The following is a 15,050-nucleotide window of genomic DNA, read 5'->3' as shown; positions in this document are numbered from 1 at the left end:
CGTTTTGAGCTAGGTAAAAAAATATCCCTCACTCCGCATTCAAAATTCCAAACTTCATTTATTCAGTTCTCAGGCTTTTTACGGGATTCATCAAGGCTGATTTTGTGGCTTGGTAACTCACCGTTATTGTTGCAAAAAGTAGTGTAACAAAGAATGAAACCACAAAAATGTCAAGGTTGATATTAATTCTATAAGCAAAATTCTGTAACCATTGATTCGCCGAAAGCCATGCAACAGGCGAGGCTATCAAAAAGGCAATGATGACCAGTTTAGCAAACTCTTTACCGAATAGCCATAATATTTGTGGAACAGAGGCTCCTAAAACTTTTCGGATACCAATTTCCTTCGTTTTAGTTTCTGCCATAAACGCTACCAAGCCATATAAACCCAAGCAACCAATAAAAATAACAAGCAAAGCAAAGACATTCAGGAGTTTAGAAATCATGGTTTCTTGCTCGTAAAACTTAGCTATTCTTTCATCCAGGAATGAAAACTCGAATACATTTTCAGGATAAACACTTTGCCAAATAGCTTTGATTTTATCGATTTTATCACTAGTCACTTGTCCGCTTAGTTTTATGCCTGCAAACTGAAAACTATTCTTTTGCATACCAATAACCAAGGGTTCGATTTTCTCATGGAACGAGCGTTGATGAAAACTCCTAACAACACCTACTATGGGTGCTTTTATGCCAAATTCACCCACTTCTATTTCTTTCCCTATTACTTCGTTTACATCTTTAATACCAAGTCGGGCTACTAGTTCTTCATTGATTAAAAATTCGCGAATGCTATCACTTGTCACAATGTTTCTACCAGCAATAAGTTTAATGCCAAATGTTTCCAAAAAATTAGTATCCGCTAGCTTAGAGCGAGCTGGGAAGCCTTCCCAATCTCTACCTGCATACCTTATTGAACCTCCATATCCACTATTATCAGCAGGTGGACGAAAGCAAAAACTAACATTTTTTACATCAGGGTCTTGGCGAAGTTTATTCAATAACACATCGGTTTGGTTATGTCTTTCTCCAAAAACAGGAATAATTAAAAGTGCTTCTTTGTTGAACCCTAGGTCTGCATTCTTGAAAAAATCCATTTGTTGAAAAACCACAAATGTGCCAATAATTAATAATTGTGAAAGGGTAAATTGAACGACAACCAAGCTTCTCCTTATGGGAAAACCTGCAATTTGTTGATTGGTATTGTTACCCTTCAAAGCCTTGGTAACATTAAAACCTGATAATACAAAGGCTGGATAAAAGCCAGATAATAAAATAACTAACGCAAAAAGTATAACCAAAAAACTAACTAATTGATAGTCAATGATAAGTGTTAGGTTTGTATGTGTCCAGTCACTTAAAACGGGCAAAAATTGTTGTGTAAGGGCAAGAGCTAAAACCAAAGATGAGCCAACAATCAAGGTGACTTCGGCAATGAATAACCAAAAGAGATGGCTACGTTTACTGCCTAGTAGTTTTCGGATACCTACTTCCTTATTTCTTTTTAAGGCTTGGGCTGTGGCCAAATTTACAAAGTTGATACAGGCTGTTATGACTAAAAACACACCAATTATGACTAAAACCCAGATAGTTTCTATTCTGATAATGCCTCTGTATAACGGATTAAAGTGAATATCACTCAAGTGTTGAAGATGGTGCTTAAAAACGTTGGCATCTGCGCCATGATATTTTTTGGAAAACGCTATCATTTTACGGTCAAAATCAGCGGAAGCAACATTGTCTTTTAACAAAACAAATACTTCTTTATTTGAGTCTATCCACCCCCAATCTTCAATATGTTGCTTTGGTTCTATGGTTTTAAATGACTCCATAGAAATAAACATATCCATTTTATTATCCGTATTTTCTGGATAATCGTTTAAAACACCCGCTACTTTCAGGATGAATTTATTATTAACCTGAACGGTTTTACCCATTGGGTTTTCATTCCCAAAGTATTTTTTCGCTAGTTTTTTCGTCAAAACAACGGTATTGGGTTCATTCATTACTGTTGGGTTACCAGCAATCCATTGGTAATCGAAAATATCAAACCAATTTTTATCGGTATAGGCAATCCCCGTTTTTTCTAAGTAACGATCTACATTGGTTGTACTTTTAGGAATACCAACGGTATAAGACATATTTTTGGCGATATATGATGCCTTTTGTACTTCTGGTATATCATTTTGAATGGCTTTTACCATTGGGTAGGGGCTACCATTATCGTGTTCGAGATGGTCTTTACTAAATTGTAAATCACTTACTACCCTATAAATATTATCAAAGTTTTTATGGTACCCATCAACACTTAAATTGAATTTTACAAACACAAAAATCAATAAACCTCCTGTTAAACCAAGCGATAATCCCACGACATTAATTAGGGTGTAATTTTTATGTCTTAGCAATGTCCTGATGGCTATTTTAAGATGATTCTTTAGCATGACTTTTGAGGTTTTAAGATTAATGACTTTAGGACTAAAAGACTAAAAAAATTTGGGGTTCGGTAAAAAATACTCCTCATTCCTAACTCAGCATTCCTAACTCAAAACTCTACACTCCCTTTATTCTGTTCTCAGACTTTTAACTGGATTGGCAGAGGCTGCTTTAATGGCTTGGTAACTTACTGTCGCTAATGTTATCACCAAGGCTCCTAAACCAGATAGACCGAAAATCCACCATGAAATATCTGTGCGATAAGTATATTTCTCAATCCAGTTGTTCATGAAAAAGTATGAAATAGGGCTGGCTATCAAGATGGAAATCATCACCAAAACCACAAAGTCTTTAGATAACAATTGCCATAAATTAAATACTGACGCTCCTAATACTTTTCTGACACCAATTTCTTTCGTCCGTTGTTCTGCGGTGAAAGATGCCAAGCCAAAAATCCCTAAGCAACTAATAAAAATAGCAAGAATAGCAAAGAAGGTAGCCAACTTTCCAATGCGTTCTTCATTACCGAATTTTCTAGCATATTGGTCATCTACAAATTTGTATTCAAAAGGTGCCGCAGGATTATATTTTCTGAACACCGTTTCTATTTTACTCAATGCTTCTCTTGAACTTGAGTTGGGATTAATTTTCAGAATGACTACATTTTCCTGATCTTTTGAGATATGGAATAACGATGGTCTAACAGGCTGATAAGGAGACTGAACCACCATATCTTTAATGACGCCCACTATTTTAAATGGTTTGCCATTCCATTTAAGCGTTGCGCCAATTGGATTTTTCAAGCCTATAAATTTTACAGCAGCTTGGTTTAGTACAAATGCCAACGAGTCAGTAGCATATTCTCTTGAGAAATCTCTACCATCCACAAATTGCCATCCAATCGTTTTACCATATTCGTAGGTTACGCCATTATTAGGGAAATCAACGGCTAGATTTGGGTCTTTCCCTTCCCATTCAAAACCACCATTGGTGTTCCATACTTCAGTAGTAGGGCTTCCAGATTCTGTCATTTCAACAATAGCTCCCGAACTTTTTAGTTCACTACGGACAGTCTCAAAATGGTTATGAACATCAGGCGTTGCCATATTCATGATAATTAGACCGTCGCGATTATAACCTATTGGGCGGCTTTTAGCATGTTCTATTTGTCGAAATACGATGATGGTTCCGATAATTAAAGTAACAGAAACAGTAAACTGAATAACTACTAATACTTTACGAGGAATGGTAGCATAGCGACCTACCTTGAAAGTTCCTTTTAATACTTTTACAGGTTGGAAAGAAGATAAATAAAGGGCTGGATAACTGCCTGCTATCAAGCCTGTGATTAAAGTAAAGAAGATACCTATCAACCAGAAAAAAGGGTTAGTCCACAAAATATTCATCTTTTTGTCGGCCACTTCGTTAAAGAACGGCAAAAATAGCTGTACCAAAAGTATCGATAACCCAAATGCAAAAGCTACTACTAATAATGATTCGCTAAGAAATTGTGCAATCAACTGTGCACGAGCTGACCCAATAGCCTTACGGACTCCTACTTCTTTGGCTCTTTTTTCTGAACGAGCTGTACTCAAATTCATGAAATTGATACATGCCAACAACAGCACAAATACGCCTATAATACCAAATAACCAAACAAACTGTATTCTTCCACCAATATTTACACCATTTTTAAAGTCTGAATACAAATGCCAGTTGCTCATTGGTTGAAGAAAAACCTCAGGTTTGTATCGTTTTTCTTCTTTACCAAGGTTATTGAATTTCACATTGATGATTTTCTTTGAAACCTTATCGAAATCTGTATTATCTGCCAATTCAGCAAACGTCTGTGTAAAATTACTTCCCCAAGGATTATCCATCTTTTTAATCCAATCGTTGGTAATCAAGTATAGTTTCCAAGGTAAAATATAACTCATCTCTCTAAAGCTTGAATTATAAGGCAAGTCTTCATACACCCCAGTCACTTTTACACTTGTTTTATTATCAATCTTCATCAATTTTTCCATTGGGTCAGCGTCGCCAAAATAGGCTTTTGCGACAGACTCAGACAGCAATATTGAATAGGGTTCTTTCAATCCTTCTCTGGTACCTTTTAGCATTTTCAGCGTAAGCATTTCTGTTACTTTAGGTTCAAAGTAATTGCCACTTTTAGTGAGCTTCTTTTCTCCAAAAGTCAAGATATGGTCTGACGTCCATGACGACTGTAACACATATTTAAAATCGCTCCCATAATGGCTACGAATCTCTTCAGCCATCACCGCAGGGTTAGATTCCTGAGTAGCTTTTTCGCCATTATAAATATTATGTTGCATTACTTGAGCGATACGGTCGTAATGCTGATGATATTTATCATAAGAAAGTTCGTCCCAAATCCAAAGCCCAATGAGCATGGCAACGGCCATCCCTGTAGCCAAACCTGCTATGTTGATAAAAGAATAAACCTTGTGTCTAAGCAAAGTTCTTAATGCGATTTTTAGATAATTTTTTAGCATGATTTTCAAAATTTAGTTTTTCGAGGCGATTAAAATATTTTAAATAGATTCAGTGTTAAATATGTCATTTTGGGGTTGGAATTTTATCAGCTTAAATCTGCGGTATTCATCTGCTATATCTGCGGGTAAAAAACTCTACACTGCTCAAAACTCCACACTCGAAACTCAAAATCATTCTGTCTTTAAACTCTTTACAGGATTCATCAAAGCCGCCTTAATCGCTTGAATACTTACTGTTAATATGGCAACCAACAAAGCTAATGCACCAGCTACAGCAAAAATCCACCAAGAGATTTCAGTTCTGTAAGCAAAGCCTTGCAACCAGTTGCTGGATACATACCAAGCAAGCGGAGCGGAGATTAGAAACGCTAATAATACCAGTTTTAAAAAGTCTTTTGAGAGAAGATTTACAAGGCTCAGTACAGATGCTCCCAATACTTTTCTGATGCCGATTTCCTTGGTGCGTTGTTCAGCTATAAAAGCCGCTAACCCAAAAAGTCCAAGGCTTGAAATAAAGATAGCCAAGAAAGCAAACAGACTAGATAAAGTACTTACTACTTGCTCGCTTCTGTATTGTTTGGCGTATTCTTCGTCGGTGAAATAATAAGTAAATGGATATTCTGGATTTAGTTTTTTACATAACGCTTCCAATTGTGCAATGGCTTCTGATGTTTTACCCGCTTCTACACGCACAATGATGTTGCCTTGTTTATATCTATCGCTCAGGTAAGTAATCATGGGTCTGATAGGCGTATGTAAAGATTGAAAGTGAAAATCTTTCACTACTCCAATGATTCTACCTTTTGCTCTACCCCAAGTAACGGACTCGCCAACAGGGTTTTTAAAACCCATTGCTTTTTGCGCCGTTTCGTTGATGATAAAGCCTAATGAATCTGATGCAAAATCTTTTGAGTATTCTCTCCCTGCTATCACTTGAAGATTCATCGTTTTGGCAAAATCGTAGCCAACACCCACTGGCGTAAACCTTATTTTATCATTAGGATTACTGCCTGGCCAACTGATGGCCTCGGTACCATCCCCAATACCTGCGGGATTGGCAGTCATATGTGACATATATTTGATGCTAGATAGGTGGGAGATTTCTTCTTTTAGAATATTATATTTCTTATTCAGATTGCCCTCTACAGGAAAATAGAGCAAGTTTTCACGGTTAAACCCTAAGTTTTTGTGTTGGATATAATCTATTTGGCGATAAATAACAATCATGCCTATCACCAAAATGATAGAAAGTGAGAATTGAAAAACAACCAAGCCTTGTCTTAACCAAGTAGATGCTGAGTCGAATTTTAACGTACCTTTTAATACTTTAATAGGATTGAGGGACGACAGAAAGAATGCTGGATAACTACCTGCGACAATACCCGTTATAAAAGTCAGGGCTATTAACAAACTCCAGAATGAAATTTCATCGAAAGGTAAAACGATTGCTTTGCCTGTAAGACTATTGAAAGAAGGTAACAATAGTGTAACCAGTAGGACAGAAATAGTAATCGCAAAAATAGTAAGCAACATAGCCTCGCCGATAAATTGCTTGATTAGTGCCATACGAACAGCCCCAACTACTTTACGAACGCCCACTTCTTTGGCTCTTTTTGCCGAACGTGCCGTTGCCAAGTTCATGAAATTGATACAGGCAATTAATAGAATGAAAACTGCTACAATGCTAAATAAACGAACGTATTCAATGCGTCCGCCTTCCATTTCAGCATTTTTGAAATTACTATTCAAATAGTATTCATGAAAGGGCTGCATAGCCAATTCGGTTTTATCTAAGCCTTTTCTGTATTTATCCAATACATGCTTAATCTTGTTAGCTACTAGCGTAGGGTTAGCATCTGGTCGAATCATAAAAAAGGTCAATGGGTCTGTACTGCCCCAATCTTTGGCCCATTCATTATCGATAACGTAAGCATCCCAGCTACGTAAACAATCAAATTTCAAGGTGCTATTTTGTGAAATGTTTTCAAAAACAGCAGTAACAACTAAATCGTTGCGATTATCATAGCGGATTGTTTTGCCAATAGCTGCTTCTGGACTACCAAAAAAGATTTCAGCCATTTTTCTCGAAATAGCAAGGCTATTAAGGTCTTTTAATGCAGACGCTGGACTCCCTTGTAATAGTTTGAAGCTAAACATTTTAAAAAAATCTGCTCCAGCTACGTTGGTTTCTTGTTTATTTACTTTGTTGCCCACCATAAATGTTTGGCTACTAGGCCAAGAAAAAGCGGTTGACATTTGTATTTCAGGAACTACTCTTTTTAATTCTTCTGCTAATGGTCCGGGTGTCCAGATTACTCCTTGCGTTTTTCCACTAAAAAATTCCTTCATGTAAATTCTATACAATTGGTTTTTATTAGCATGAAATGCATCAACACTTCGTTCATCCTGAACCCAAAGCATAATCATTAGGCTACAAGTCATGCCAAGGGCTAATCCAAGAATATTAATCACTGAAAAAACCTTGTTTCTCAGCAAATTACGGAATGCGATTTTTAGATAATTATTGAACATGATTTTTGAGACTTTAAGGTTTGTGACTTTAGGGTTTTTAGACTTTAGGACTAAAGGATTTTGGATTTCGGTGAAAAAAATACTCCTCACTCTGCATTCCAAACTCAATTTATTCTGTTCTTAAGCTTTTTACTGGATTCATCAAGGCAGATTTAATCGATTGAAAACTGACGGTCAACAAAGTGATTAGTAATGCTCCAAGACCAGTCAACGCAAAAATCCACCAAGAAATGTCTGTGTGGTAAGCATAATTTTGAATCCAATTATTCATAAAATAATAGGAGAGAGGTGTGGCAATCAAAAAGGCAAGTAATACTAATACCACAAAATCTTTTGATAACAATTGCCATAAATTAAAGACAGTAGCTCCCAACACTTTTCTAATACCGATTTCTTTGGTACGCTGTTCAGCTACAAATGAGGCCAAACCAAAAAGTCCCAAACATGAAATAAATATGGCAAGAATAGCAAAGAAGGTAGCTAGTTTACTGATACGTTCTTCATTATCGAATTTTTTGGCATATTCTTCATCTACGAAATTATAGTCAAAGGGTTGTGAAGGATTATACTTTTTAAAGATTGTTTCAATTTTACTCAAGGCTATCGTTGCACTTATTTCAGGGTTTACTTTAGCGAGAATATAAGATACATCGTCTTTTGTAAAATTATATACCGTAGGTTTTACTTGTTCATAAGGCGATTGCATGATTACATCTTGTACTACGCCAATTACTGTATATGGTTGCTGAAACCATGATATTGCTTTCCCGATTGGCTGTTTTAAGCCCATTAATTTCACCGCCGACTCATTCAAAATCACGGCGGTAGAATCTGAGGCAAAGTTTTTAGAAAAGTCACGACCTTCTTTCATTTGCCAGCCTATCGTTTTACCATAATCGTACGAAATGCCAATAATAGGCACTTCTGCTAGTAAATTAGGGTCTTTACCAGGCCAGTTGAACTCGGTACTAGATGACCAACTTTCGGTAGTCGGTGCAGATGTTTCACAAACACTCACAACTGCTCCTGATTTTAATAACTCATCTTTTACAATATCAATATGTTTATGAATTTCATTGATGGCTTGTGGTAATGACACTAATCCGTTTGTTTCATAACCAATAGGTCTGTTTTTGGCATACTGAATTTGACGAAAAACGACAATTGTACCAATAATCAACGTGATGGATACCGTAAACTGCATTACCACCAAAACTTTGCGGGGCATGGATGCAAAACGACCTACTCTGAAAGAACCTTTCAGTACTTTAACGGGCTGAAATGATGATAAATAAAAGGCTGGATAAGTACCCGCTATTAGTCCTGTAAATAAGCTAAAACTTATACCTACTAGCCAAAACAAAGGATTTGACCAGAGGATATTGATATTTTTATCAGCCAATTCATTGAAGAATGGCAAGCATAATTGTACTAAAAACAAACATAGAATAAATGCTAAGGTAACTACTAAAAAAGATTCACTAAAAAACTGTGAAATTAATTGGCTACGAGCCGACCCAATAGCTTTGCGAACGCCTACTTCTTTAGCTCTTTTCTCACTTCTCGCAGTACTTAAATTCATAAAATTGATACACGCCAAAAGCAATACAAATATGCCGATGATACCGAAAAGCCAAACGTATTGAATCCGTCCGCCGATGTTAAAACCGTCTTTAAACTCAGAATATAAATGCCATTTACTCATCGGTTGTAGAAATAGCGTAGGTTTTAATTTAGCCAATTCTGCATTAACCTTTTTCAACTTTGCATCCTTTATTTTAAAGGATACTTTATCGAAATCGGCATTTTCTGAAAGTTGAACATACACTTGGAATGCGTTTGCTCGCCAAGGGTCGCCCATTGTTCTGACCCATTCGTAACGAGTACTAAATAATTTATAAGGAGCTATAAAAGAAACTGTATGGAAAGTAGAATTGATAGGGAAGTCTTCATAAACGCCCGTAACTTTTACAGCATACTTGTTGTCCATTTTAATGACTTTCTCTAGTGGGTCTGTATTACCAAAAAGTGCACGAGCTACCGAAGCGGATAAAATGACAGAATAAGGGTCATTCAGGCACTCACGAGAACCTTTTAACATATTCACCCCTAGCATTTCTATGCCTTCAGGTTCTATATATGAACCTATTTTTAAAAATTTGTTATTGCTATAGCTTAATACATTCCATACATCGTTCATCGTGAGGAGAACATGCTTAAAGTCGCTTCCATAGTTTTTCCTAAGCTCTTCTGCTAAAGGATATGGTACGCTCTCTCTGGTTTGTACTTCCCCATTATTGCTGATGTGTTGCATCACCTTAGCAATGCGGTCATGGTTTTTATGGTATTGATTAAAGCTTAGTTCATCCCATATCCAAAGCCCAATTAGCATAGCTACTGCCATACCAACTGCTAGTCCACCAATATTAATGAACGAATAAACCTTGTTGCGAGTAAGGTTTCGGAAGGCTATTGTTAGATAATTTCTGAACATGATTTTCAAAGTTTTAGGTTGGTAATATCATTGAAAGATGCTGAAAGTTTTAAGATTTAGAAATAGCGTTTTTACCCGCAGATTTTCAGAGATTTTTTTCGCAGATTTTCACAGATACTATTTGTCAGCGAAAATCAGCGATATTAATCTGTAATATCAGCGGGTAAAACTCAAAAATCAGTATTATTCTACTCTGTTCTCAAACTCTTAACAGGATTAGCCGAAGCGGCTTTTACAGCTTGATAACTTACGGTTAATAGCGTAATCACCAAAGCACCTAAACCTGAAATTCCGAAAATCCACCATGAAATATCTGAACGGTATTCATAGTTTTTCAACCATCCATCCATGAAATAATAAGCAATTGGGGTAGCTATTAAGAAAGAAATCATCACCAAAATCACGAAGTCTTTAGAAAGCAATTGCCATAAATTGAATATCGAAGCACCCAATACTTTTCGTACGCCAATCTCCTTAGTACGTTGTTCTGCTGTAAATGAAGCTAGTCCGAATATGCCTAAACAACTGATAAAGATGGCTAAACAAGCAAAGAAAGTCGCTAATTTACCAATGCGTTCCTCGCTACTGAATTTCTTTGCATATTGTTCGTCGGCAAATTTGTAATCAAACGGACTACCCGGATTATATCTTCTGAATACATCACCTACCTTGTCTAATGATGCTGTAGCACTCATTTTAGGGTTTAGCTTGACATTGAAAAAAATAGCCCACTCGTAATTGACAAAGAATATGGTTGGTTTAATAGGCTCGTAAGGTGATTCCATTACCATATCTTTTATAACACCTGTTATTCTATAATTTTTACCGTTCCATTTGATATTTTTCCCAACAGGTTCTTTAAAACCAATGAATTTCGCTGCTGCTTCATTCAAAACCATTGCAGAGGTGTCTGTAGCGAAATTTCTTGAAAAATCTCTTCCATCTACAAATTGCCAGCCTACTGTTTTACCATAGTCGTGAGAGACAGCAATCACTCCAAAAAGTGCTTGAAGATTAGGGTCTTTTTTCTCCCAGTCAAAACCTATCTGATTAGAATATACGCCAGTGGTCGGACTAGACGATTGAGCCATTTCGTAAACAGCACCTGTTTTTAATAAATCGTTCCTTAAAGCATCATAATGTCCTACTAATTCAGGGGTATTAATATTGATAGCAATAAGCCCATCGCGACTATAACCAACTGGGCGATTTTTAGCATGTTGAATTTGGCGATAGACAATAATGGTTCCGATGATTAAAGTAACGGAAACTGTAAACTGAATAACAACCAATACTTTACGAGGAATAGCCGCAAAACGACCAACACGAAATGTTCCTTTTAATACATGAATAGGGTCAAAAGATGATAGATAAAATGCTGGGTAACTGCCCGAAACCAATCCTGTAATCAGTGAAAATGAAATACTGAGTATCCAGAAATATGGATTTCCCCATAATATATTCATCTTTTTATCCGATAACTCATTGAACCAAGGAAGCGTAAGTTGTACTAAAATAATAGTAAGAAGAAAAGCAAAAACAACAATCAATAATGATTCACTCAAGAACTGAGTAATTAATTGTGAGCGCATAGACCCAATAGCTTTACGCACCCCAACTTCTTTAGCACGTTTTTCTGAACGAGCGGTACTCAAATTCATGAAATTGATACAAGCCAATAAAAGTACAAACACACCAATAATACCAAATAACCATACAAACTGAATACGTCCACCTACAATTTTACCATCTTTGAATTCTGAATATAAGTGCCATTTACTTAATGGGTGTAAGAAAACCATTGGCTTAGCCGCATCTTGCTTGTCGTGATTGAACTTTACATATTTTATTTTAGCAGAAACTTTATCGAAATCAGCTTTTGGATTTAACTCTGCAAATGTTTGGAATGAGTTGTTATTCCATTGGTCTTGCGAGTTTCTTACCCAGTCGGTAGTAGCCAAGTATAAACTCCAAGGTAATAAGAAAGTAACATCATTTAAGCTAGTATTATGTGGTAAGTCTTCATAAACCCCCGTTACTTTTACATCAGTCTTGTTATCAATCTTCACTACTTTGTTGATAGGGTCAGTACTACCAAACAAAGCAGTAGCTACTGATTCAGAAATAAGAATATTATATGGGTCTTTCAATCCCTGCTGTGTACCTTTCAACATTTTCAAGGTAAACATTTCAGGGAATTTTGGTTCTACAAAATTCCCTGTTTTGGTGAATTTCTTATCACCAACAGCAATAACGTGCTCAAAAGTCCAAGATGACAATACCACATTTTTGAAATCGCCAGCATATTTGGCTCTTAATTCAGGAGCTAATGGCAAAGGCATAGCCGTTTGCGAACCCGTCACACCGTTCCAAGTTTGGTTTTGCATTACCTGTGCTAGGCGATCGTATTTTTCGTGGTATTTATTAAAAGAAATCTCATCATAAATCCACAGACCAATCAACATCGCTACGGCCATCCCTACAGAAAGCCCAATGATATTAATGGCAGAATATGCTTTGTTTCTCAGCAAAGTTCTTAAAGCTATTTTTAAATAATTTTGTAACATAGTTTTAGGGATTAATGACTAAAGGACTAAAGGATTTGGGGTTTGAATTTCGGTAAAGAAATACGCTTCACGTCGCATTCAAAACGCCAAATTCAAAACTATTCCGTTCTTAAACTTTTTACAGGGTTTGCCAACGATGCACGAATAGAGCGATAACCGACTGTAATACTGGCGATTAGGATAGTAGTGCCTATTGAAAGCAAGAATATACCTGCGCCTATGCTAATTCTGTATTCGTAGTTCTGTAACCAACCATTCATTATCCACCAAGCAGCAGGAGCGGCGATGACAAATGCGATGATGATTAACTGTGCAAATTCTTTTCCGAATAGTGCCAAGATATTTCCAACACTTGCGCCTAACACTTTTCTGATACCGATTTCTTTGGTTTTCTGAGTAGCCATGAACGATACCAATCCATAAAGCCCTAAACAACCAATTAGGATAGCCACTAAAGCAAAGAAATTAATCAGTTTGCCCATGGTTTCTTCTTCCTGATAGGCTCTTTGAATGGCTTCATCTACAAATTGATGATTGAAGTAACTTTCTGGATATACTTGATTAAAGGTTTTTTCTAAAGATTTTATTGCTTTTTGAAAATTAGCCGAACGCAATTTAACATTAACAAAATAGTAATTGGTAGCCAAGGTAGTCATGTATAAAGGTTCAATCGTTTGGGCGAGCGACTGTTGGTGAAAGTCTTTTACTACGCCCACGATTTCTACATTTCGCCCTCTTGCTTCTATTTTTTTACCGATAATTTTTGCTGGGTCTTTGAAGTTAAGCTTTTTCGCAAAAGCTTCATTTACTACTACTTCTCTGATAGAATCAGAAGGGTAAAGGTTACGCCCAGCTACTAATTTTATACCGTATAAATCTAAATAATTAGCGTCAATGCTTTTGACATGAGTACTCCATTTTTCGTCTTCTCCACGATTATCAAATCTTAAACTTGTACTATTTACCCAACCAGATTGTGGAGCCCCCGACATTGAAAAACTGATTTTTTCTACATCAGGAACAGCCGAAACCAAATTCTTGAAGGTATTCATTTTGACAACATCTTGCTTCGGCATAAAAGGAAGACTAATAGTTAGAATAGATTCTTTTTTGAAACCTATATCTTTATTTTGGAAATACGATAATTGGCTTGTCACTACTGCCATGCCAATAATTAGCATTTGAGAAATGGCAAACTGAACTACTACCAAACTTCTTCTTACAGAAAAACCACCTACTTGTTGCGTTGAAATTTTACCTTTCAAAGCCATTACGGGCTGAAAACCTGCCAATACCAAAGCTGGGTACGCTCCAGAAAGTACAATAACGGCAAGAATAATAAGCGTAACATACAGGATAACAGAGGCATCGAAGTAGAAAGTGAATTTGAATGCTCCATCTAAGTACTCACGAGCGATTTTCTCTCCAAATTGAAATAATACAATTGAAATCAACACAGAGGCAATCGTAATCATGGCTGTTTCTGCCATAAATTGCCAAAACAATTGTGCCTTTGAACTTCCCAAAACTTTGCGTACACCTACTTCTTTAGAACGTTTCAAAGCTTGAGCCGTTGCTAAATTGACGAAGTTGATACTTGCAGTGATAATCAAGAAAATACCAATCGCAAAGAGTGATAAAATAAGGTTTTTGTTGATGCCACCATAGTCTTCTGAAAAGTGAATTTCTTTCAAAGGTTGCATTACATAGTGAGTGTATTTTACTTCGTAAGGATTATATTTTTTCACAAAAGCAGGCATTTGTTTATCCCAATTGGCTTTTGTAAATTTTTCATTTAATGAAACGACACAACGAGTACTGCTATTTGTACTTCCAAAATTATCGTTGATAGAACCATAATATTCTTTCAAACTTGCATAAGAGGGCATTACTTCGTAGGCAAAATCGGTATTGTCTTTATAATCTTTGAAAACGCCAACGATTTTAAGGCTCAAACGACCATTGTGTTTGATGATTTTGCCAATAACATCCGTTGAGCCGAAGTATTTCAAAGCATTTTTTTCGCTGATAACAACCGTATTAGGATTTTTTAGCTCTTCAAAACCACCCTGAATCCATTCATAATCAAAAATTTTAAAGAAAGAAGGTTCAACAAAAGCACCTTCGCCTGTTTCTTTAAATTTTTTGTCTTCGCCATTTTTAGATGAAATAGCTACAAAAAAATTTTCTTGTAGTTCTGTCATTGAAAGGTTTTCTATGTCAGGAAAATCTGTTAAAACGGCTTTTCCTAATGGATAAGGAACACCCGGAGAATGGAAGTTCTCACCCCCCTCTCTCGAAACAAATTCACTTACGATTCTGTAAGTATTTTCATATTTGCTGTGATGTTTATCAATACTGAAATGGTAGCGAACTAAGGCGAAAATCAACATTGCACAAGTAAGTCCTAAAGACAAACCCGCAATGTTGATAAAAGCATAACTTTTGTTTCTCAAAAGATTGCGAAAAGCTATTTTTATATAATTCTTTAGCATGGTTTTAAAGGTTT

6 protein-coding genes are annotated in these 15,050 nt (G+C 36.3%); all 6 read right to left on the bottom strand.

Annotated elements, in window-relative coordinates; all coding sequences use genetic code 11:
* Window positions 1–58: 58 nt before the first annotated feature.
* Window positions 59–2,443 (bottom strand): ABC transporter permease, encoded by a 2,385-nt coding sequence (locus VB264_RS04190; protein WP_323247044.1) that lies wholly within the window; start codon window positions 2,441–2,443, stop codon window positions 59–61.
* Window positions 2,444–2,563: 120 nt separating this feature from the next.
* Window positions 2,564–4,948 carry an ABC transporter permease gene (locus tag VB264_RS04185; protein ID WP_323247042.1) on the bottom strand — a complete coding sequence of 795 codons (2,385 nt, stop codon included), beginning with the start codon at window positions 4,946–4,948 and terminating at the stop codon, window positions 2,564–2,566.
* Between the two features lie 171 nt (window positions 4,949–5,119).
* A complete protein-coding gene (locus VB264_RS04180) occupies window positions 5,120–7,480 on the bottom strand; it encodes an ABC transporter permease (protein WP_323247041.1) in 2,361 nt (786 codons plus the stop codon).
* A gap of 109 nt (window positions 7,481–7,589) precedes the next feature.
* Complete coding sequence (locus VB264_RS04175) at window positions 7,590–9,974, bottom strand: ABC transporter permease (RefSeq protein WP_323247039.1); 2,385 nt, start codon at window positions 9,972–9,974, stop codon at window positions 7,590–7,592.
* Window positions 9,975–10,162: 188 nt separating this feature from the next.
* Window positions 10,163–12,541, bottom strand: coding sequence for an ABC transporter permease (locus VB264_RS04170; protein ID WP_323247038.1), 2,379 nt, complete (start codon window positions 12,539–12,541; stop codon window positions 10,163–10,165).
* Between the two features lie 98 nt (window positions 12,542–12,639).
* A complete protein-coding gene (locus VB264_RS04165) occupies window positions 12,640–15,036 on the bottom strand; it encodes an ABC transporter permease (RefSeq protein ID WP_323247036.1) in 2,397 nt (798 codons plus the stop codon).
* Window positions 15,037–15,050: the final 14 nt, after the last annotated feature.

Origin of the sequence: Arcicella aquatica (assembly GCF_034928825.1) — a bacterium.
GTDB lineage: Bacteria > Bacteroidota > Bacteroidia > Cytophagales > Spirosomataceae > Arcicella > Arcicella aquatica.
This window is presented reverse-complemented; position numbering and strand designations above follow the sequence as displayed.